The 21,052-nt window shown below is 41.8% G+C and carries 22 protein-coding genes; 5 read left to right on the top strand and 17 right to left on the bottom strand.

Features of this window, described 5'->3' with window-relative positions; translation table 11 throughout:
- The first annotated feature begins 90 nt into the window (after positions 1-90).
- A complete protein-coding gene (locus TW85_RS01980) occupies positions 91-732 on the top strand; it encodes a DsbA family protein (RefSeq protein ID WP_046015405.1) in 642 nt (213 codons plus the stop codon).
- An 87-nt stretch (positions 733-819) separates the two neighbouring features.
- On the opposite strand, the gene TW85_RS01985 is transcribed toward TW85_RS01980, so the two are convergent.
- Positions 820-1,035 carry a hypothetical protein gene (locus tag TW85_RS01985; RefSeq protein ID WP_046015406.1) on the bottom strand — a complete coding sequence of 72 codons (216 nt, stop codon included), beginning with the start codon at positions 1,033-1,035 and terminating at the stop codon, positions 820-822.
- A gap of 107 nt (positions 1,036-1,142) precedes the next feature.
- Here TW85_RS01985 and TW85_RS01990 point away from each other — a divergent pair, with 107 nt between their 5' ends.
- Positions 1,143-2,093 carry a LysR substrate-binding domain-containing protein gene (locus tag TW85_RS01990; protein ID WP_046015407.1) on the top strand — a complete coding sequence of 317 codons (951 nt, stop codon included), beginning with the start codon at positions 1,143-1,145 and terminating at the stop codon, positions 2,091-2,093.
- A gap of 20 nt (positions 2,094-2,113) precedes the next feature.
- Here the strand turns inward: TW85_RS01990 and TW85_RS01995 are convergent, their stop codons facing one another.
- A complete protein-coding gene (locus tag TW85_RS01995) occupies positions 2,114-3,604 on the bottom strand; it encodes a PLP-dependent aminotransferase family protein (protein WP_046015408.1) in 1,491 nt (496 codons plus the stop codon).
- Positions 3,605-3,799: 195 nt separating this feature from the next.
- On the opposite strand from TW85_RS01995, the gene TW85_RS02000 reads away from it, so the two are divergent.
- Complete coding sequence (locus tag TW85_RS02000; protein ID WP_046015409.1) at positions 3,800-5,014, top strand: SufS family cysteine desulfurase; 1,215 nt, start codon at positions 3,800-3,802, stop codon at positions 5,012-5,014.
- Positions 5,015-5,054: 40 nt separating this feature from the next.
- Entirely contained in the window at positions 5,055-5,453 is a 399-nt protein-coding gene (locus tag TW85_RS02005; protein ID WP_046015410.1) for a SufE family protein, read from the top strand.
- A 6-nt stretch (positions 5,454-5,459) separates the two neighbouring features.
- Here the strand turns inward: TW85_RS02005 and tcdA are convergent, their stop codons facing one another.
- The gene (gene tcdA / locus TW85_RS02010) at positions 5,460-6,257 is read right to left on the bottom strand and encodes a tRNA cyclic N6-threonylcarbamoyladenosine(37) synthase TcdA (RefSeq protein WP_046015411.1); all 798 of its coding nucleotides are present in this window, start codon (positions 6,255-6,257) and stop codon (positions 5,460-5,462) included.
- A gap of 133 nt (positions 6,258-6,390) precedes the next feature.
- On the opposite strand from tcdA, the gene TW85_RS02015 reads away from it, so the two are divergent.
- The gene (locus TW85_RS02015; RefSeq protein ID WP_046015412.1) at positions 6,391-7,137 is read left to right on the top strand and encodes a helix-turn-helix domain-containing protein; all 747 of its coding nucleotides are present in this window, start codon (positions 6,391-6,393) and stop codon (positions 7,135-7,137) included.
- Between the two features lie 78 nt (positions 7,138-7,215).
- Here TW85_RS02015 and TW85_RS02020 read toward each other — a convergent pair whose 3' ends face one another.
- The 14 genes from TW85_RS02020 to mnmE all read right to left on the bottom strand — a co-directional run bounded on the left by TW85_RS02020 (position 7,216) and on the right by mnmE (position 21,020).
- Positions 7,216-7,632, bottom strand: a complete 417-nt coding sequence (locus tag TW85_RS02020) for a F0F1 ATP synthase subunit epsilon (RefSeq protein WP_046015413.1) — start codon at positions 7,630-7,632, stop codon at positions 7,216-7,218.
- Positions 7,633-7,690: 58 nt separating this feature from the next.
- A complete protein-coding gene (gene atpD / locus TW85_RS02025; protein ID WP_046015414.1) occupies positions 7,691-9,067 on the bottom strand; it encodes a F0F1 ATP synthase subunit beta in 1,377 nt (458 codons plus the stop codon).
- 28 nt (positions 9,068-9,095) lie between these two features.
- Complete coding sequence (gene atpG, locus TW85_RS02030) at positions 9,096-9,956, bottom strand: F0F1 ATP synthase subunit gamma (protein WP_046015415.1); 861 nt, start codon at positions 9,954-9,956, stop codon at positions 9,096-9,098.
- An 84-nt stretch (positions 9,957-10,040) separates the two neighbouring features.
- Complete coding sequence (atpA, locus tag TW85_RS02035; RefSeq protein WP_046015416.1) at positions 10,041-11,585, bottom strand: F0F1 ATP synthase subunit alpha; 1,545 nt, start codon at positions 11,583-11,585, stop codon at positions 10,041-10,043.
- A gap of 38 nt (positions 11,586-11,623) precedes the next feature.
- Entirely contained in the window at positions 11,624-12,160 is a 537-nt protein-coding gene (locus TW85_RS02040; protein ID WP_046015417.1) for a F0F1 ATP synthase subunit delta, read from the bottom strand.
- 11 nt (positions 12,161-12,171) lie between these two features.
- Complete coding sequence (locus tag TW85_RS02045; RefSeq protein WP_046015418.1) at positions 12,172-12,642, bottom strand: F0F1 ATP synthase subunit B; 471 nt, start codon at positions 12,640-12,642, stop codon at positions 12,172-12,174.
- Positions 12,643-12,696: 54 nt separating this feature from the next.
- Positions 12,697-12,954: a F0F1 ATP synthase subunit C gene (atpE, locus tag TW85_RS02050; protein WP_009834415.1), complete on the bottom strand. Its 258-nt coding sequence runs from the start codon at positions 12,952-12,954 to the stop codon at positions 12,697-12,699.
- A gap of 81 nt (positions 12,955-13,035) precedes the next feature.
- On the bottom strand, positions 13,036-13,857 hold the full coding sequence (gene atpB, locus TW85_RS02055) for a F0F1 ATP synthase subunit A (RefSeq protein WP_046015419.1): 822 nt from the start codon (positions 13,855-13,857) through the stop codon (positions 13,036-13,038).
- A 49-nt stretch (positions 13,858-13,906) separates the two neighbouring features.
- Entirely contained in the window at positions 13,907-14,311 is a 405-nt protein-coding gene (locus TW85_RS02060; protein ID WP_046015420.1) for an ATP synthase subunit I, read from the bottom strand.
- A 221-nt stretch (positions 14,312-14,532) separates the two neighbouring features.
- Positions 14,533-15,417 (bottom strand): ParB/RepB/Spo0J family partition protein, encoded by an 885-nt coding sequence (locus tag TW85_RS02065; RefSeq protein ID WP_046015421.1) that lies wholly within the window; start codon positions 15,415-15,417, stop codon positions 14,533-14,535.
- An 86-nt stretch (positions 15,418-15,503) separates the two neighbouring features.
- On the bottom strand, positions 15,504-16,271 hold the full coding sequence (locus TW85_RS02070; RefSeq protein WP_046015422.1) for a ParA family protein: 768 nt from the start codon (positions 16,269-16,271) through the stop codon (positions 15,504-15,506).
- On the bottom strand, positions 16,271-16,903 hold the full coding sequence (gene rsmG, locus TW85_RS02075; protein WP_084616077.1) for a 16S rRNA (guanine(527)-N(7))-methyltransferase RsmG: 633 nt from the start codon (positions 16,901-16,903) through the stop codon (positions 16,271-16,273). Before rsmG ends, TW85_RS02070 begins: the two co-directional genes overlap by 1 nt.
- 39 nt (positions 16,904-16,942) lie before the next feature.
- The gene (gene mnmG, locus TW85_RS02080; protein ID WP_046015424.1) at positions 16,943-18,832 is read right to left on the bottom strand and encodes a tRNA uridine-5-carboxymethylaminomethyl(34) synthesis enzyme MnmG; all 1,890 of its coding nucleotides are present in this window, start codon (positions 18,830-18,832) and stop codon (positions 16,943-16,945) included.
- Positions 18,833-19,637: 805 nt separating this feature from the next.
- Positions 19,638-21,020: a tRNA uridine-5-carboxymethylaminomethyl(34) synthesis GTPase MnmE gene (gene mnmE / locus TW85_RS02085; RefSeq protein ID WP_046015425.1), complete on the bottom strand. Its 1,383-nt coding sequence runs from the start codon at positions 21,018-21,020 to the stop codon at positions 19,638-19,640.
- Between the last annotated feature and the right edge of the window lie 32 nt (positions 21,021-21,052).

Raw genomic sequence — 21,052 nt, forward strand, 5'->3', positions numbered from 1 at the left:
CACATCAATAAATTTCTCACTTGTTCTAGGTAGGCATTAAGCATTATTCTGCCTTATCTAATTTAGTTAAGAACCTAAGGACTCTCACCTATGTCTGCTACTTTGATTTATTGTTATGACCCAATGTGTAGTTGGTGTTGGGGCTTTCAACCGACTTGGAAAGCATTGCAATTAGCACTTTCCCCCTATATTGAAAGTGGAGAGATTCAAATCCAACCAATGTTAGGTGGATTAGCTGTTGATTCAAATGCACCTATGCCCTTACCTATGCAAACCAAGCTAGCTGGTGTTTGGAAGCAGATCGAAAACCAATTAGGCACTCAGTTTAATCATAACTTTTGGCAAGATTGCCAACCTAGACGCTCCACCTACCCTGCTTGCCGAGCTTGCCTAGTAGCAAGAGATCAAAATCTAGAAAAAGAGATGTCAGCGCAAATACAACAAGCCTATTATCTCAACGCACAAAACCCGTCCGATCTAGATACTTTAGCGCAATGTGCAGCTAAAATTGGATTAAAGGAAGACGGCTTTTTAAAAGCCATGGAACACTGTAAAAAAGCAGAGGTACTCGAACAGGAAGCTCAAATAGCGCGTCAATTAGGGCTTAATTCTTTTCCATCCATTGCCTTGGTCATGGCAAATCAGATGATTCAAATTCCATTAGACTATCTTAATGCGGACCAAATGCTAACAGATATTCTTGCAGCCTTAACGCAATTAAAAAGCGTCTAATACTTTCTTTAAAAGCTAAAACTCATTAGATATTCTAGTGAGTTTTAGTCAATACATTTTTGCTTATTATCTTTTTTTAAAGTCATATTAATATAAATCCCCTTTATTCGAGCGGCTCGTATAAGGCGGTAAGCCAATGTCTTTTTGCAAATGACTAGATAAGTTTGTCAGCTGATCAAACTCTCTCTTAGATATATTTCCTCTACTTAAATCGTTGTTATTATTGTGTTTAGCTAGGTTTTTCAAAATGGCTTTAAAGGCTTTTTTAATAACGTCTAATAAACTTATCAATAATGGGTACATGCTTGCATCTCCTTGTGTTTAGGCTTTTAATCATGCCTAAGAGAGGCGTAATACACGAACGCTAAAAACTAACGTCAATAATAAGATAAACTTATGGATGCTCAGTTATGGATACTAGAGTCACACATTTAAAAGCCATTCATTACTTTGCTGTCGCCAGCAAAACCTTAAGTTATACCAAGGCAGCCCAAGAACTTTTCGTCTCCCAAGCTGCTGTGAGCCAACAGATACGCCTCTTAGAAGAACATCTAGGTAATAAATTATTTTATCGCGCTGGCCGTGATATGCAGCTCACCACTCAAGGTCATATTCTTGCAGACTATTTAGGCGATGCTTTTGAGCTAATAGGAAAAGGACTAGACAGAGTCAAAGCCGAGCCTTTTGCAGGTAACCTCAGTGTCATTTGCCCACAGAGTTTTGCTTCTAGCTGGGTGATGCCTAAGCTTTGGCGCTTTACCGCTATGCATGATGAGATTACGGCTAGATTGCTTTGTTGTGACTACAGAGAAGATTTAAGAGCCGGTAATGCCGATATCGACATTACAACAGAAATTGACTCTCAAAAAGATTGTCAGCAAATAAAGCTGCTGGAAACGAACCTCGTCTTAGTTGCCTCAAAATCCCTCGTTGAGAGTATTAAATTTAAGAGTATTGACGACTTACTAAGGTGCTGGTTAATACAAGCTGACGAAGCTGAGTTCTCATGGTCTGCTTTTTTTACAGAATATGGCATTGATACCAATGTGAAACAAAAGCTTTGGGCAGAAGTGGGCTCTTGGTATATGGGAATCAGCGCCGTAAAAGCTGGCCACGGCGTGTTTATTTGTCCAGAAATAATGATCCAAGATGACCTAGAATCAGGTGAACTTGTACATATTTTGCCGCAATTCCCTTTTAGTAAAAGCCTCACTTTTTACATGAACTATCAGGCGTTTTCGCCTCGCATTGAACGTATTAAAGCATTTGAAAAATGGATTTTAGATGAGTTAGCTGGAATAACGATTGATCCTTTTGAGCATCGCCATCAAAGCTTGAAGCCAATAGCTGGCAAGCATTAATGCCTGCCAGCTCAAATGGATTAACCGAAGTCGTGGTTAATTAGATCTAGCATAGGGTTATAAACCGGCTCATCAGGGCTATTTTCTCGCTCTTTATTCGTGCTAGTCGATTCTGTGCTAGCGTCACTATTGTGAGTACTCACTTCTTTCTTAGGCTTTTCTTTGCTGGTAAAGCATTCTTTTTCTAACCAATCTAGGCTAGCCTGAGTTTGATGTAAGCTTAGGTTTACTGCAAACCAATGTTGGGCATCTTCAGCAAGACTCAGTAAATTACCTGGTATCAAGCCATGTAAATGGGCCGCACGATATGCCTGCCACTGACTAGCTGTTATTGGGCTATTACTGCGTACCCATAAGCTATATCCGCCTTTATTAATAACAGCAGATAAATGCCCAGGTTTTAACCTCTCTAAGGCTGATTTCATTTTCTCAGCATTGGCCCAAATGGCCCGAGACATGGCGGCAAAAGCTTTTACAGGAGATTGGCTTAACAAAGGGATCAAGGCCAGCTGTAAGTCTTCTCCAGGGCATAAACCAGCCACAGACAAAGCTTGGGCTAATGGTTTCTCATAACGCCCTACCTGTAACCAGGCAATACTCGTCAAAGCATTATGTAGACCTTCAAACCCACCTATGTATACAACCAAACCCGTTTGATCTAATGATTTTAAGCTCATAACAGCTTGTGGTCTATTCGGCAAATGTGAGCATAAATCCCATTCGATACTGGGCAATTCGTGCTTCTCAATCAGCGCATACCAGCGTCGTAAGCTAAGGTTACTGATTGCTTGCCCTGCTGGAAAAGAAAACTGGCTAGGGAAGAGCAGTAATTTAATCTCATCTTGTTCGATGATTTTATCAACCACATCAAGGTCTACTCCTCTTTCCCCTGAATTTAGGCACACGGCCTCACGACCTAGGGCTTGGACTGTATTCCTTAATCTATAATCACATGGAGTCAGAATAAGTACCTTGTCGCCCACTTGAGTAAGCGATTGCAGACTTTGAATCAGTAACTGGCTTGGGTTATTCGCTAACCAAAGTTGATCTAACTTGGTTTGAACACCAAGCTGCTCTAGATAATGGCTTAGCGCCTGACGAACTGGCGTTTCACCCTGAGGATGATGAGCACTTAAATTGTGAGGGTTAAGAGAGAAGATATCTTGCTCTAAAAGCTCGCTAGTCTGACAAATCAGCGCTTTCTGATAACTCACCTGCTCTTCTAACGAGATCGCATCTTTATTATTTAAGTAATGTGGATGATCCGCAGCTAACATAATAGCGGGACGAACCTGGCTTTGGTGGCAAACGAAATAACCAGATTTAGGGCGAGACTCGATCCAACCCTGCTGGCTTAGTAACTCATACCCATGAATTACTGTATTCAGGCTCATTCCCTGCTCTTTTGCCAATTTTCTCAAGGATGGCATCTTATCGCCAGCCGTTAACTTACCTTGCTCTACCTGATCTTGAAACCAATCCACTAGTCCTTGATAAAGAAATTCAGCCACGGCTTTGTACCTTTTAAAATATTATTTAATAAAACTGTATCTAAAAGACTAGGAAAAACCAAGTAATGCCTGCTGGAATCAAGCAATATTTCTATTTAAACCTTTAGAGACAAATTAGATAGCGCCAGATAGATTCAAACTAGGTTACAATTTTATCTCAGCTTTTGTTTTGTTAAGGACAGCTTTTCATTCATCATGATGCCATTTGACCCAATCAGCATACGTCAGCAGTTCCCTATTCTGTCTCAATTAGCCCATGGCCACCCCTTGGTTTATTTAGATAACGCCGCGACTACGCAAAAGCCAGAGCCTGTGCTAAATGCCATCATAAATTATTATCAAACCAGTAATGCTAATGTGCATCGTGGTTCTCACTTTTTAAGCGATAAAGCGACTAATGCTTTTGAGCAGGCAAGACAGACAGTAGCTGATTTCATACAAGCACCTGAAAACAGCCATGTGATCTGGTGCAAAGGCGCTACCGAAGCCATTAATCAGGTCGCTTATGGCTTAGAATCACAATTAAAAGCGGGTGATGAAATCCTTATCTCTAGTTTAGAGCACCACGCGAATCTGGTCCCTTGGCAGCAACTTGCACTTAGAACTGGGGCGATACTACGTTCAATTCCTTTTACCTCAGATGCCGAGTGGGAAGCTGAATATGCCCACTATTTTAGCGATAAAACCAAAATACTAGCCTGTACTCAAATCTCCAATGCTATCGGCGTAAAACTTCCCTTAGAGCAACTCATTCAAGAAGCGAAAAGAGTCGGCGCACTAACCTTAATTGATGGTGCCCAAGCTGTTGCTCATTACCCTATAAATGTGGCCCAACTAGATTGTGACTTTTACGTTTTCTCAGGCCATAAAATGTACGCACCGACTGGCATTGGTGTGCTGTATGGCAAAACCACAGCACTAGAAAAACTGACACCTCTGCAAACAGGAGGTGAGATGGTATTAAAAGTAAGCTTGCTCGAAACTGAATTTAACCAACTGCCCTATCGTCTAGAAGCCGGTACGCCTCATATTGAAGGTGTAATAGGGCTCGCTTCTGCTTGTGAATTTCTGATGCAACAAGATAGACAGGCCATATTGGATTGGGAGATTAGCTTAGCCAATCGTGTCAGACGAATTTTAATGAATGAGGCTGACATTAAAGTCTATTCACCCTCTAACAGCACCCTTGTTTCATTCTCCGTTAAAAATATTAACGTGACGGACCTGAACGCCTTTTTAGACAGTAAAGGGGTAGGCATTCGCTCTGGTAGCCATTGTGCCCATCCATTAATGGCGCAACTCGGCGTAAGTGGTACCTTAAGGGCTTCTTTTGCATGTTATAACAATGAAAGAGATGCGGATCACTTTGTCGCGACTCTTTTGGATGCCATAGATTTATTGGCTGATTAAGACTTAGTAAATTGATATATAAAGAATTTTGGACTTTAAAGTGAATACAAACGAAATAAAAGATACATTTAATCAATGCCAATCTAAGGAAGAGAGCTTTAGAGCATTAGTCAAAATAAGCAAAACATTAGTTCGTTTAGATACAAATTTAAAATCTAATAGTAATGCGGTTACAGGTTGCGAAAGTCAGGTTTGGCTAACGGCAGAAAAAGATAAAGAGACGGGTCTTTGGCACTTTCAGGCAGACAGTGATGCCAAGCTCATACGTGGATTTTTAGCCATTCTTTTAGCTTATGTAGAAGAATTAAATTCCGAACAAATTCAACAACTTGATCTTCTATCTCAGCTTAATGATTTAAACTTAGAAGCCTATCTCACCAGCTCCCGTAACAATGGCATTCTCGCCATCATTACGAGAATAAAAGAACTAACACAATAATTAGCATTAACTTTGTCGTGCAAGTTCATCCGCTTGTTTTGCCAGCTTCTCTAATACTCGACTAGCAGCAACAAAACCAAAGGTTGCGGTGACCATGGTACAAGCACCAAAGCCTGAGTCACAATCCATTTTTTCACCTGTTTGAGCCTTGCTTCTATCCGTACTGACACTGCCGTCTGTGGCGGGGTATCTTAGCTGCTCAGTGGAATAGACACACTCAATATCAAAACGTCGTTTGGTATTACGAGTAAAATTATAATGACGGCGTAAGAAGTTTCTTAGTTTGGCCGCAAGAGGGTCTTGCTCCGTTCTCGCAAGATCAGCAATTTGCACTTGAGTCGGATCGATCTGCCCACCAGCACCACCAACAGTAATAAGTTTAACCTTGTTACGCTTGCACCAGGCAACCATAGCGGCCTTAGGCTTAATACTGTCTATAGCATCTATCACATAGTCATAATCACGCCCTAGGTGCTCCTGGACGCTATCAGGGGTAACGAAGTCTTCTATCACATCAACTTGGCAATCAGGGTTAATCAGCTTGATCCTTTGTGACATTGCATCGACTTTAGCAGCGCCAATATTGCCATCTAGGGCATGTATTTGACGATTCACATTGGTGATACAAACATCATCCATATCTATGAGTGTAATTCGGCCTATGCCGGATCTTGCTAATGCTTCAGCAGCCCAAGTACCAACACCGCCAATACCAACAACACAAACATGTGCTTGAGCAAAATACTGATAAGCATTCACACCATATAAACGCCTAATACCACCAAACCTTTGTTCCACGCTCACAAACCAACCCCAAACTAAACACTTATCTCGACAATAGGATCGCAACTTATTGCTAACTTGCTTAAAATGGAATTTTACGCAATTTTGCCGCGCAATCACAGCGAGCTTTTAGCTTTATGGAAGATGAGTAAATATGATTCAGCAAGCTTTTGATCAATTAGGCTTAAGCCCTAGAGAAACCCTGTTATATCAAACCTTATTACAGCTCGGGCCTGCTTCTATCAGAGATATCGCAGATAAGAGTGGTATTAACCGTGGCTCAGCCTATGAATCATTAAAGCAATTACAAGCTAAAGGCGTTGTGAGCTACTTCCCAAAAGGAAAACGCCGCTTTTTTAGTGCTGAAAATCCTGAGATTCTCTTAAAACTCGCTGAAGAAAAGCGAACAAACCTTGATAAAGCAATAGACTCCTTAAAGCATTCAATCATCCCCAACTTGCATCAAATGCAACCGGATTACCACCAAACCAATGTACGATATTATGAAGGTGATGAAGGGATTGAATGGGTACTAAGGGATATTCTTAATGTGGTTTCAGAGCAAGAAAACAAAGAGAAAGAGTATTGTGTATTTTCTTCTAAACCTATTCGTCCTTTTTTGTACCGCCCTTTTCCTAACTTTACTAAACAAAGAATTAAGCTAGGCATCAAGGTAAATGTTATTGCGATTGGAGATGGTGGTGAGGATGCAGAATTGTCTGAACGTAAATGGATACGTACAGAAGGTGCTGTTGATGCCAGCTATATTGCTATCTATCCACCTAAGTGTGCCATTATCTCTTTAGCCAGTGATAACTTCCCATCAGCTGTTGTACTCGAGTCAAAAGACATCGCCATGGCTCAGCAAATTATCTTTAATACCCTGTGGGGCTTACTCTAGCTCAAGGCAATTTATAGATATAAAAAAGCCCCGTTTACCTAAGTAAGCGGGGCTTTTTTGACTCTTTTACGTTATCAGTTACTTCGAGCGAAGTTGACTAATAGTACGTAGTCGAGCAACGGCTTCTGCTAGTTGAGCGGTAGCACGAGAGAAATCAATATCTGAATTCTGTTGATCCAGTAATTCCTCTGCATGTTTCTTCGCTTCTAGAGCAGCCGCTTCGTCCAGATCATGGGCACGAATAGCGGTGTCTGCCAAGACGGTTACACGGTGTGGTTGCACTTCAAGGAAACCACCCGATACGAAGATAATCTCTTCTTCACCGTTTTGTTTAACCACGCGAACAGGGCCTGGAAGCAGTGGAGTCAGTAATGGTGCATGACCAGGTTTAATACCTAGATCACCAAAACTACCGGCTGCCACAAGAGTCTCTACCGATCCAGAGAAAATCTCTTGCTCAGCGCTTACGATATCGCAGTGAACTGTGATAGCCATAAGATGCCTCTCTATGTCAGGCTTAACCAACAGCAATGACGCTGTTGGTTATGCATGGTTAAATTTTCTTAGCTTTCTCGACAGCTTCGTCGATGCTACCAATCATGTAGAACGCTTGTTCTGGCAATTCGTCGAACTCGCCATCAAGGATGCCTTTAAAGCCACGGATTGTATCTTTCAAAGAAACATACTTACCTGGCGCACCAGTGAAGACTTCAGCTACGAAGAATGGCTGAGACATGAAACGTTGGATCTTACGTGAACGGTTTACAGATAGCTTATCTTCTTCAGAAAGCTCGTCCATACCCAAGATCGCAATGATGTCTTTTAATTCTTTATAACGCTGTAATACAGTTTGAACGCCACGAGCTACGTCGTAGTGTTCTTGACCGATTACTAGAGGATCCAACTGACGAGATGTAGAGTCTAGAGGATCGATCGCTGGGTAGATACCCAAAGAAGCGATGTCACGAGACAATACTACAGTCGCATCCAAGTGCGAGAATGTTGTTGCTGGAGACGGGTCAGTCAAGTCATCCGCAGGTACGTATACCGCTTGGATAGATGTGATAGAACCAGTCTTAGTAGATGTGATACGTTCTTGAAGAACACCCATCTCTTCAGCAAGAGTTGGCTGGTAACCTACCGCAGAAGGCATACGACCCAACAATGCAGATACTTCAGTACCCGCCAATGTGTAACGGTAGATGTTATCTACGAAGAAAAGTACGTCACGACCTTCGTCACGGAACTTCTCAGCCATAGTCAAACCAGTCAAAGCAACACGTAGACGGTTACCTGGTGGCTCATTCATCTGACCGTATACTAGAGATACTTTATCGATTACGTTCGAATCAGTCATCTCATGGTAGAAGTCATTACCTTCACGAGTACGCTCACCAACACCAGCGAATACAGAATAACCACTGTGCTCGATAGCGATGTTACGGATAAGTTCCATCATGTTTACGGTTTTACCTACACCGGCACCACCAAACAGACCAACTTTACCACCTTTCGCAAACGGACATACAAGGTCGATTACCTTGATACCAGTTTCCAAAAGTGCGTTATCAGAAGATTGTTCCGCATAGCTTGGAGCTTCGCGGTGGATAGCCCAACGCTCTTCTTCGCCAATTGGACCTTTTTCATCAATCGGATTACCTAGAACGTCCATAATACGTCCTAGTGTTTTGGTACCAACTGGAACAGATACTGGGTTGTTTGTATTTTCTACAACCAAACCACGTTTCATACCTTCAGTTGAACCCATGGCGATAGCACGTACAATGCCGTCACCTAGTTGCTGTTGAACTTCCAACACCAACTCTTTACCCTCGATCGTTAGGGCATCATATACTTTTGGCACACTATCACGTGGAAATTCCACGTCGATTACCGCGCCGATAATCTGTACGATTTGTCCGCTACTCATGTTCGGATCCTCTTAATACCTAAATACCTTAAACCGCTGCCGCGCCGCTTACAATCTCAGAAATTTCCTGAGTGATCGCTGCCTGACGAGCCTTGTTGTACACCAACTGTAATTCATTAATGATATCACCAGCGTTGTCAGTCGCGTTTTTCATGGCAAGCATACGAGCTGCTTGTTCACACGCAATGTTTTCAACTACAGACTGATATACTTGAGATTCAATATAACGAACTAATAAATCGTTCAAAATCTCAACAGCTTCTGGTTCGTAAATGTAATCCCAGTGGTGCTGTAACTCTGCATTCTCTTCCGCATTTAGAGGTAAAAGTTGCTCGACACGTGGTTTCTGAGTCATGGTATTCACGAACTCGTTTGAAACTACATAAAGACGATCAATTTTGCCTTCATCAAATGCGTCCAACATCACCTTCACACTACCTACTAGGTTTTCTGCTTCAGGTGCGTCACCTAATCCGGTAACGGCTGCTGTAACGTTTCCGCCGTAATTATTGAAGAAAGAAACAGCTTTAGAGCCAACAGCACAGACATCGATTTCGATTCCGTCGTTAGCAAACTGTTCCATATCTTTAATGGTTTTCTTGAACACGTTAACGTTCAAACCACCACATAATCCACGGTCAGAAGAGACTACGATATAACCAACACGCTTCGCCTCACGCTCGGTAAGGTAACGGTGTTTATACTCAGGATTCGCATTAGCCAAATGGCCAATTACTTGGCGAATTCGTTCCGCATACGGACGAGAAGCGGCCATACGATCCTGAGCTTTACGCGTTTTACTTGCAGCTACTTTTTCCATAGCGCGAGTAATTTTACGCGTATTGTTAATGCTCGAAATCTGAGTACGTATCTCTTTTCCGACTGCCATAATGAACTGCCCTTGTGAGAATGTTAATTCACAAACTGCAAATAGAGACTGGTGGAGGCTACTTGCGTAGCTTCCACCAACTTATTACCAAGTTTGTGTCGCTTTAAACTTCTCGATTGCCGCTTTAAAAGTCGCTTCAATCTCGCCGTTATAATTGCCAGTTTTGTTAATGTCAGCCATAAGATCAGCGTGTTCGCTGTTCATGTAGCTAAGCAAAGACTGTTCAAAACTACCAATCTTGTTTGTTTCAACATCTTCAAGGAAGCCATCGTTGGCAGCGTAAAGGATTACGCCCATATCAGCTATAGACATAGGGCTAAACTGCTTCTGTTTCATCAGTTCAGTAACCTGTTTACCGTGCTCTAGCTGTTTACGAGTAGCTTCATCAAGGTCAGATGCGAACTGAGCGAAAGCCGCCAATTCACGATACTGAGCTAGGGCAAGACGGATACCGCCACCTAGTTTCTTGATGATTTTAGTTTGTGCAGCACCACCAACACGGGATACAGAGATACCCGCGTTCATTGCAGGACGAATACCCGCGTTGAACAAGCTTGTTTCCAAGAAAATCTGACCATCAGTGATGGAGATTACGTTGGTTGGTACGAATGCTGATACGTCACCACCTTGAGTCTCGATGATAGGTAGCGCAGTCAAAGAACCTGTCTGACCTTTCACTTCACCATTGGTGAATTTCTCAACGTAGTCTGTGTTTACACGAGACGCACGCTCAAGAAGACGAGAGTGAAGATAGAATACGTCACCTGGGTACGCTTCACGACCTGGTGGACGACGTAGTAGCAATGAAATTTGACGGTAAGCCCAAGCTTGTTTAGTCAAATCATCATAAATAATTAGGGCATCTTCACCGCGGTCACGGAAGTACTCACCCATTGTGCAACCAGTGTATGGTGCAAGGTAAAGCATAGAAGCAGGATCAGAAGCACCAGCTGAAACAACTGTTGTGTATTCTAATGCGCCGTTTTCTTCTAGCTTTTGTACTACGTTAGCGATAGTAGATTGCTTTTGACCAATAGCTACATACACACACTTAATACCACTGCCTTTTTGAGCAATGATTGTATCGATAGCGAGTGCTGTTTTACCAACCTGACGGTCACCGATGATCAACTCACGCTGACCACGACCAACAGGAACCATTGCGTCAATTGCTTTATAACCAGTTTGGATAGGCTGGTCTACTGATTGACGTTCGATTACACCAGGTGCAACCTTTTCAACCGCATCAGTAAGCTGTGCATTTACAGGACCTTTGCCGTCGATTGGGTTACCCAATGCGTCAACAACACGACCTAGTAGTTCTGGACCGATTGGAACTTCCAAAATACGACCAGTACACTTAACTTTTTGACCTTCGACTAGATTTTGGTAGCCGCCTAATACTACAGCACCTACAGAGTCACGCTCTAGGTTCAATGCCATACCATAAACACCACCAGGGAATTCGATCATTTCCCCGTACATTACATCAGCCAGACCGTGAATCAATACGATACCGTCTGCTACGCTGACAATTGTGCCCTCATTTTGGGCTTCAGAAGTCACATCAAGGTTCTCGATGCGCTTCTTGATAATCTCGCTGATCTCAGATGGATTCAGTTGCTGCATGCTAAATTCCTCAACCCTGGTTTCGATTTATCGAAACGCTAGGAGTTTATCGCCTCGGCCAGTTTCGCAAGTTTCCCGCGAACTGATCCGTCGATGATTAAATCGCCTGTACGGATAACCACGCCACCGATAAGGCTTGCGTCTGTTTCAGTCGCCAAGTTGACGGTACGGTCCAACTTTTTGCTCAATGAAGCACTGATTGCTTGCTCTTGTTCAGCTGAAAGTTCGTAAGCTGACGTCATATTAACGTCGACTGCTTTTTCGAAGTTCAGTTTGAACTGATTAAACAATTCGGAAATTGCTACCAACAAAGTTAGGCGGCCATTTTCCGACAATGATTTCACAAAGTTTTTACCTTGATCTGTCATTACTTCATTGCAAACATCTGCCAACGCGTTTGCTTTCTCTTCAGCACTAAAAGCAGGATTTTGCACTGCCTGTGCTAATGTCGTGTCACTCGCAGCGGTAGCCAATACGCTAAGCATATTGGCCCATTCTGCTACTTGACCTTGCTCACGAGCAACTTCAAACGCAGCTTTGGCATACGGGCGAGCGACTGTCATTAATTCAGCCATTGGACCCTCGCTTAAAGCTCTTGTGCTAGTTTTTCAACTAGTTCGCTGTGGGCTTTCTCGTCAACACTGGCACCCAAAATCTTCTCAGCACCGATAAGAGCAAGTTGAGAAACTTGAGCGCGTAGTGCTTCTTTAGCACGAACAACGTCTTGTTCAATCTCAGAATTTGCTGCATCGCGCAAACGTTGGCCATCAGCCAATGCTTGTTCTTTTGCTTCGTCAATAATTTGGTTAGCCCGTTTGTTGGCTTGTTCAATAATTTCGGCCGCTTGTTCCTTGCTCTCACGTAAAGTATGAGTGGCTTTTTCTTGAGCCAACTCTAAATCACGTGAAGCACGGTTAGCTGCTTCTAAACCATCTGCAATTTTTGCACTACGCTCTTCAAGCGCAGCAATTACTGGTGGCCACACATACTTCATGCAGAACCAGACAAAAAAGGCAAACGAGATAGCTTGGCCTATAAGTGTGAGATTTAAGTTCACGCTAATATCCTCGCTCTAAGTCGTTTAAAAAATTCTTGCAAAAAAAGCAAAAACTTAGCCAGCAACCTGAGCAACGAATGGGTTTGCGAAAGTGAAGAACAACGCAATACCTACACCGATCATAGTTACGGCATCAAGAAGACCCGCTACGATGAACATTTTAACTTGCAACATTGGAACCATCTCAGGTTGACGCGCAGCGCCTTCCAAGAATTTACCACCAAGTAGACCGAAACCAATCGCAGTACCTAGGGCACCTAGACCGATAAGAAGGGCTACAGCAATCGCAGTAAGACCAACTACAGTTTCCATTTTAACTCCTAATTTTCATAGTTTTAGATTGAAGGTTTAAAAAAACTTTATATAACTCTGTGCTCGTTTTACACCAAGATCTTAGTGATCTTCGTGTGCCATACTTAGGTATACAATTGTTAGCATCATGAAGATGAATGCTTGCAATACGATTACCAAGATATGGAAAATTGCCCATGGGACAGATAATGCCCACTGTACCCAGAACGGTAGAATAGCGATCAAGATAAAGATCAACTCACCTGCGTACAGGTTACCGAAAAGTCGCAATGCTAGGGAAATTGGCTTAGCAATAAGACCAACACCTTCTAGTAATAAGTTGAATGGAATCATCCACTTACCGAAAGGCTGTAAGGTTAGCTCACCAATAAATCCAGAAATACCTTTCACCTTGATGCTGTAGAAAACAATCAAGAAGAAGACAGAGAAGGCCATACCTAGCGTCGCATTCATGTCTGTTGTCGGTACCACTTTAAAGTAAGGAATACCAGCAAGAGAGGCTAGTGTAGGCAAGAAGTCTACAGGTATTAAGTCCATGAGGTTCATCAAGAACACCCAGACAAATATCGTCAATGCTAATGGAGCAACAACATTGCTCTTACCATGGAAGGTTTCTTTGACACTACCGTCAACGAACTCAACCATAAGCTCTACAAAGTTTTGCAAACCTGAAGGAGTCTCAGCAGATGCCTTCTTAGCTGCTTTTCTAAATAGCCAAATGAACAACAAACCCAGCGCAATGGAGAAACCCATTGTATCTAGGTGAATTGCCCAAAAGCCCATGTCGGCTGCTTCTGCTGCACCATGGGCAATACCCCATGTTCCATCAGGATGTTGACCAAAGGTCAAATTCTGAAGGTGATGCTGAATATATTCAGAAGCTGTTGGATTTTCACTTGCCATATTATCTATCCACGCTCTTTAATGATTAAAAACTGTCATCCAATTGTCCTTAGTGTTTGAGGACAAAAGGGCTAAGCCAATGGCTTAAAACTGTCATACCAAAACCTGCAAAGAAGTAACCTGCAGCTAATGGTTTTACTAGGCTAAAAATCAGGCTCATCATGATTGCAGTGATGATTAACTTGCCAGCTTCGCCTTTGTAAAAAGATTTCGCGATCTCTTGAGCCGGTCTAACCTTTTTACTTCCAAATACTCTAAACGCCATATAGGCACTTGGTATTACACTTGCGATAGCGCCTAAAAAAAATGAGTAGGCAGATAACTCACTATTCGCAAAGTAAATAACCACTGAAACAACACATGCCGCTAAAAACTGAAAAAAGACAAAGCGGTAGGCTGCTGTTTTTTTCGCTTTAATAAGTTCTTTAGAACTTAGTGGCTTACTCTGTGTCATCGGTACCAAATCTCTAAATTTTGCCGCTAAACAAACCGAATAATTACCAGCTTATTTAACAAACTCAAATACTTAATTTGAATCTACAAAATACCCTAGAGGTTAAAAATTCGACGCATTATAGGGGGAATATGTGGCGCGTTCAACACTATAGGGCTATTCATGTCGATGATTCTTAAGTTTTATGGAAAAAATGCACAAAAAAAACGCATATGAGGCCCTTAGTTGGCCTCAAATAGTTCACTTAACAGCAATTCCAAGTGCTCAGGGTTACGGTATTCAATTACCAATTTCCCTTTACCTTTCGGGTTTTGTTGAATCTTCACCGCCGCATTAATTTTCTGGCTAATGCTTTCTTCCCTTTGGCTGAAATCAGGGAGACTGACGCTTTCTTGATCAGTGTTTTGCGATTTAAACTGAATCGCCTTCACTAAACGCTCAGTTTCCCTAACAGACATGCTTTTTGTAACCACTTGAGAGGCAGCATGAATCTGTTCGTCATGCTCAAGAGGCAGTAAAGCACGAGCATGACCCATTTCTAGGTCACCATGCTCTAGTAGGCGTCTTACCTCTGGAGTTAGGCTCAATAGTCGCAATAAGTTCGCCACTGCTGAACGGGATTTACCAACAGTTTCAGCGACCTCTTGTTGAGTCAATTCAAACTCTTCAATTAAACGTTGTAAAGCAATGGCTTCTTCTACTGGATTAAGATCTTCGCGTTGAATGTTTTCAATGAGAGCTAAGACAACCGCGTCAGAATCTTCCACATGACGCACAATAACTGGAACTTTTGATAATTCGGCGATTTTAGCAGCGCGCCAGCGCCTTTCACCGGCAATAATTTCATATTTACCGCTTTCTATTGGACGAACAACAATAGGCTGCATTATCCCTTGCTGTTTGATAGAAATAGCCAATTCATCAAGTTGAACCGAGTTCATATCACGACGAGGTTGAAACTTACCTTTGCAGAGTAAGTCATGATCTAGATAGGTAAGCCCTGTCAGCTGCTCTACCACCTCATCTGTTTGCTCTTCATTAGCAACAACCTGAGGTGCTAATAAGGCATCTAAGCCTCTACCTAAACCACGTTTTTTTACCGTCATCTTCTAACCCTTTTTACAAGTAATACTCTTGTTACGACAAAAGCATGCTTTAACTACTACTAACTTTCTTGATATTCAGGCAATTTTTAGGCCTGATTTTTACGAATAAACTCACCAGCTAAAGCAAGGTATGCAATTGCACCTCGCGATTGCTTTTCGTAGTGTAAAACAGGCACACCATAACTTGGTGCTTCTGCTAAACGAATATTACGCGGCACCACGGTATCATAAACTTTTTCTTCGAAGTGTTTTATTAACTGCTGAGATACATCATGGGTAAGACTTGGCCTTGGGTCATACATGGTACGTAGGATACCCTCTATGGCCAAAGTAGGATTTAAAGCTTGTGTAATACGCTCTATGGTCTGTAACAATGCGGTTAAACCTTCTAGCGCATAGTATTCGCACTGTACAGGAATAAGCACACCTTGTGCTGCCGCTAACGCATTTACAGTAAGCATATTCAAAGAAGGCGGGCAATCTAGCAAAACGAAGTCGTACTCTTGCTCTACTTCATAAAGCGCTGATCTAAGCCGTGTTTCTTTGCTAGGTAAATCCAACAGTACAACTTCAGCACCGGTTAAGTCACCATTTGCAGGTAACACACTATAACCAGCGGGCTCAACATCTACCACAGCATCTTTGACTCCATGCGTTCCAACCAGAACATCAAATACGCTGACACTTAAAGACTCCTTGTCTACCCCACTTCCTGTAGTGGCATTACCTTGTGGATCTAAGTCGATAAGCAGCACCCTGCGCTTCATCGCTGTTAATGATGCCGCTAAGTTGACACAGGTTGTGGTTTTACCGACACCGCCTTTTTGGTTAGTGACGGCTATAATTTTTGCCATTACTCGCTTCCTTTACGTTTCATGACGACCAAGTGACGCTCAGCGTCAACATGGGGAACAGTTAAACTATGTACCGTATCAACATAGACTTCAGCAGGTAACTCTTGAATTTCTTGTTCAGGATATACGCCCTTCATTGCTAAAAAGTTTCCATCTTGTTTAGGCAAAGGCAAAGTCCAATTAATCATATCCTGAATCGATGCAAAGGCTCTTGAAATAACGTGATCATATTCACCTGCAAAAACATGCTGTTCAACTCTTTCATTGGCTACTGTTACATTATTAACAGCTAGCTCCATTTTTACCTGAGTTAAAAAACGTGTTTTCTTGCCATTACTATCTAGGAGAGTAAAAGACTTCTCAGGAAAACAAATAGCCAGAACCATGCCAGGTAAACCAGGGCCGGTACCAACGTCTATAATTTTGTCACCCTGAATATAAGGAATCGTTGATAAGCTATCGATTAGATGTAAGGCAATCATCTGATCCACATCGCGGATGGCAGTAAGGTTGTAGGCCTTATTCCACTTTTGCAATAGCGCTAGGTAATCTACTAGCTTTTGAATAGTTGTCTCAGGAAGATCGACGCCCATCGTTTGGGCGCCTTTCTGAATAGTCTCAAAATGCGTCACAATCAATTCCGTAAAAAATAAGGTTAACGGCTGCTGATTCTAGGCACTTTTGCTCGCAATGGCACGTTTTTTAAGACTGATTAGCAATAATGAAACCGCAGCAGGGGTTATGCCTTGGATTCTAGAGGCCGCCGCTAGCGTTTCAGGCTTGGCTTCTATCAGCTTTTGTTTTACTTCATTTGATAGGCCTTCAATGTTGGCGTAGTCCATATCAAGTGGTAAAGGTGTATTTTCTTGGCGGCGTAATCGTTCAATATCTTCTGCTTGACGACTAATGTAACCAGCATACTTAACTGCGATTTGTACTTGCTCTGCAACTTGTTCTGAAACAGGCTCTGCAGGAGCATCTTTTAAATTAGCTACATCAGCATATTCAACACCAGGGCGCTTAAGTAGGTCCATTAAACTGTATTCATGAGTAATGGGATTTTCTAATTTTGGATTAATTTCTGTCGCTTCATCTGTGTTAGGTACAATCCAATTAGACTTAAGTCTGGTTTGTTCGGTTTCGATCGCTTCTTTTTTGTGACAAAAAGCAGCCCAGCGCTCATCATCAATCAAGCCTAATTCACGCCCTTTTTCGGTTAAACGCAAATCCGCATTATCTTCACGTAAAATTAAGCGATATTCAGCACGGCTGGTAAACATACGGTAAGGTTCTTTTGTCCCCATGGTGATAAGGTCATCAACTAATACACCGATATAGGCTTCATCACGTCTTGGACACCAAGCGTCTTTACCTTGTGCTAATAAAGAGGCATTTAAACCGGCCAATAAGCCTTGAGCACCCGCTTCTTCATATCCTGTTGTGCCATTAATTTGACCAGCAAAGAACAAAGCAGGCATATGTTTCGTTTCTAATGAGTATTTTAGATCTTGAGGATTAAAATAATCATACTCAATCGCATAACCTGGACGAGTAATATGAGCATTTTCAAAACCTTTCATTGAACGTACTAGTTCAATTTGCACATCAAAAGGCAGAGATGTTGAAATCCCATTTGGGTATAGCTCATGCGTAGTTAAACCTTCTGGCTCAACAAAAATCTGATGTGAGTTCTTATCAGCAAAACGTACAATCTTATCTTCAATAGAAGGACAATACCTTGGTCCGATACCATCAATCACCCCTGTATACATAGGTGATCTATCCATACCACCACGAATAATGTCGTGGGTTCTTTCATTGGTATGAGTAATAAAGCAGTTTATTTGTGCCGGATGAAGGTCTCTAGAGCCCATGTAAGACATAACAGGTGTAATGTCATCACCAGGTTGTGCTTGCATCACACTAAAATCAACTGAGCGAGCATCAATACGTGGAGGCGTTCCAGTTTTAAGGCGGTCAACTCTAAAAGGGAGAGCTCTGAGTTTTTCAGCTAAACCAATAGATGGAGGATCACCAGCGCGACCACCAGCATGATTTTCAAGCCCCACATGAATAAGGCCACCTAAAAAGGTTCCAGCAGTTAAAACAACCGTTTTACTTTGAAAGCGAATACCCGTTTGAGTCACAACACCAGATGCTTGTCCATTTTCAACAATTAAGTCTTCAACAGATTGTTGGAACAACCAAAGGTTTTCTTGGTTTTCTAACATGTCTCGTATCGCCGCTTTATAAAGAATTCGATCTGCTTGAGCACGGGTTGCTCTAACAGCAGGTCCTTTACGAGAGTTTAAGGTTCTAAATTGAATACCTGCTTTATCTGTAGCAAGTGCCATAGCACCGCCTAAAGCATCAATTTCTTTAACTAGGTGAGATTTCCCAATACCACCAATGGCAGGGTTACAAGACATCTGCCCTAGCGTTTCTATGTTGTGGGTTAAAAGTAAGGTTTTCACACCTGTGCGTGCAGCAGCGAGTGCCGCTTCAGTGCCAGCATGACCACCACCAACAACAATTACATCAAAGCGACTTGGGAAATCCACTTGAACCTCGGTATTACTAATAAGAAAAAACAAAACGAATAAAAAACGAACAATGCTCGAATTTGAGGGCGCTAGTATAAAGCCAAAATTTCAAAAAGAAAGCGAAGCGGGCTTGTTACCCCCGGTCATCATTAATAAAAATATAAGTATATATATGTCTATTCTTATATCTGTAGTTACTATATAACAGATCAAAATCTGTTGATAAAACTAAAAAAACATTAAAAATCATTACGTTAATAAAATATAAAACTGTTAGAAATAGATACATTAAGCTGTGATGTGGAAAACCTAAAGGTGTGTATAAAATGTATAGTTATACACTTGGTTTTTAAAGCCTCCTACTTGTTCAAAACTGTGCAAAACTTAATGTTAGGATATCACCACACTTATTAACAAGGTGTTTTTACTTGTTTTGTTGTGCGTAAGTAGCTGAATCAGTTGATAAAATAAGACTTTTAAAGACATTGTTAATCTAATTTCAATATTTTTTTATCCACATTAAAAAACATTAAAAAAGTTAAATATTTCTTAAAAAAGACAAAGAATGTGAATAATACTTTCAACAGGTAAGCGTTTTTGCTTACTTTTTTGGTTTGTAGCAGTGGATAAGGTATTTTAGGAACAGGATTCTTTATTCACAAAGTTTGGCTAAATGTAAAAGTACCTGATTAACACCGAGTTTAGTGGTTTAGCTAAATAGCTTAAAAGTAAGGGAGGATTAGAATTGAAATCTGGTGTGGGGGTTGAAGAATTAATACAAAATTAAGAGGCAGATAAAATCGCTTTATCTGCCTTATTATGGCTATTTACCAATACAGAAAGAACCAAAAATACGACCTAATAAGTCATCACTCGTAAAGGCTCCAGTGATTTCACTTAGGGCATTTTGAGCTTCTTTTAAGTCTTCTGCTAATAATTCTCCCGCACCGAAATCATGTAACTGCAATGATCCAGCGTTCAGGAAATCTTGTGCTTTGTTCAGGGCTTCAATATGACGACGGCGAGCAATAAAGCCCCCTTCTGTCGTACTGTCGTACCCCATGACATCTTTAAGGTGTTGGGTAAGGTTTTCAACGCCATCATGATTTTTAGCAGATAAAGAAATAACAGGGATATCATTTACTTGAGTTACCCCTACCTTCTCTTCGGTCAGGTCCACCTTATTACGAACTAAGGTTAGGTTATCTCGATTAGCGAGCTGTGCGACAAACTCTGGCCAAATTTGTGCTGGATCTGTCTCATTAGAAGAGGACTTACTATCTACCATAAGCAAAATACGATCTGCCTTATGGATTTCTTGCCATGCCCTTTCAATCCCTATTTGCTCAACTTCATCAGGGCTTTCCCTGAGGCCAGCTGTATCGATAATATGTAATGGCATGCCATCAATATGAATTTGCTCTCTAAGCACATCTCGTGTGGTGCCTTCTATATTGGTGACTATGGCAGAGTCTTTACCCGATAAAGCATTTAACAGGCTAGATTTACCTGCATTAGGACGGCCTGCGATTACCACATTCATACCTTCTCGTATGATGGCTCCTTGCTTGGCTTCTTTCTGAACTGCTATAAGGTTTTGCTGAATACCAGCCAGCTCTTTGGCTACTTTACCGTCGCCAATAAAGTCGATTTCTTCTTCTGGGAAGTCTATCGCCGCTTCGACATAAATACGTAAATGGATAAGAGACTCAACGAGTTCATCAATACGTTTAGAAAAAGCACCTTGTAAGGATCTTAAAGCACATTTAGCTGCCTGAGTTGAAGCTGAATCGATTAAATCCGCAATGGCTTCGGCTTGTGTTAAATCCATTTTATCATTTAAGAAAGCACGTTCTGAGAACTCTCCAGGACGGGCTAATCTCGCACCTAGCTCAAGCGTTCGGCTAAGCAACATATCTATAATGACAGGTCCACCATGACCTTGAAACTCAATGACATCTTCACCAGTAAAGGAGTTAGGGTTAGGAAAATAAATCGCTATTCCTAAATCTATTTGCTCCCCAGCAGCATCTTTAAAGGGTCCATAATGAGCATGTCTAGGGCTAGGTTTAAAGCCTAAAATTTGCTCTGCTATGGTTAAACTTAAAGGGCCTGATAGTCGGATAATACCTACGCCACCTCTACCAGGTGGTGTCGCTTGTGCTGCAATTGTATCTTTATCTAGGACTTGGCTTAATTCCGTCATTATTCGCCTATATGTTATCAGCTATGTATGGA

The sequence above is a fragment of the Marinomonas sp. S3726 genome, from assembly GCF_000967665.1.
Taxonomy (GTDB): Bacteria; Pseudomonadota; Gammaproteobacteria; order Pseudomonadales; family Marinomonadaceae; genus Marinomonas.

Excerpts from the sequence above, each read along its gene's own strand:
- TW85_RS02000 (WP_046015409.1), top strand. The coding sequence starts at position 3,800 with ATGATGCCATTTGACCCAATCAGCATACGTCAGCAGTTCCCTATTCTG.
- TW85_RS01985 (WP_046015406.1), bottom strand. The coding sequence starts at position 1,035 with ATGTACCCATTATTGATAAGTTTATTAGACGTTATTAAAAAAGCCTTT.
- atpB (WP_046015419.1), bottom strand. The coding sequence starts at position 13,857 with ATGGCAAGTGAAAATCCAACAGCTTCTGAATATATTCAGCATCACCTT.
- atpD (WP_046015414.1), bottom strand. The coding sequence starts at position 9,067 with ATGAGTAGCGGACAAATCGTACAGATTATCGGCGCGGTAATCGACGTG.
- TW85_RS01980 (WP_046015405.1), top strand. The coding sequence starts at position 91 with ATGTCTGCTACTTTGATTTATTGTTATGACCCAATGTGTAGTTGGTGT.
- TW85_RS02040 (WP_046015417.1), bottom strand. The coding sequence starts at position 12,160 with ATGGCTGAATTAATGACAGTCGCTCGCCCGTATGCCAAAGCTGCGTTT.
- TW85_RS02060 (WP_046015420.1), bottom strand. The coding sequence starts at position 14,311 with ATGACACAGAGTAAGCCACTAAGTTCTAAAGAACTTATTAAAGCGAAA.
- atpG (WP_046015415.1), bottom strand. The coding sequence starts at position 9,956 with ATGGCAGTCGGAAAAGAGATACGTACTCAGATTTCGAGCATTAACAAT.
- TW85_RS02070 (WP_046015422.1), bottom strand. The coding sequence starts at position 16,271 with ATGGCAAAAATTATAGCCGTCACTAACCAAAAAGGCGGTGTCGGTAAA.
- TW85_RS02065 (WP_046015421.1), bottom strand. The coding sequence starts at position 15,417 with ATGACGGTAAAAAAACGTGGTTTAGGTAGAGGCTTAGATGCCTTATTA.
- TW85_RS02015 (WP_046015412.1), top strand. The coding sequence starts at position 6,391 with ATGATTCAGCAAGCTTTTGATCAATTAGGCTTAAGCCCTAGAGAAACC.
- mnmE (WP_046015425.1), bottom strand. The coding sequence starts at position 21,020 with ATGACGGAATTAAGCCAAGTCCTAGATAAAGATACAATTGCAGCACAA.
- TW85_RS01990 (WP_046015407.1), top strand. The coding sequence starts at position 1,143 with ATGGATACTAGAGTCACACATTTAAAAGCCATTCATTACTTTGCTGTC.
- TW85_RS02020 (WP_046015413.1), bottom strand. The coding sequence starts at position 7,632 with ATGGCTATCACAGTTCACTGCGATATCGTAAGCGCTGAGCAAGAGATT.
- atpA (WP_046015416.1), bottom strand. The coding sequence starts at position 11,585 with ATGCAGCAACTGAATCCATCTGAGATCAGCGAGATTATCAAGAAGCGC.
- atpE (WP_009834415.1), bottom strand. The coding sequence starts at position 12,954 with ATGGAAACTGTAGTTGGTCTTACTGCGATTGCTGTAGCCCTTCTTATC.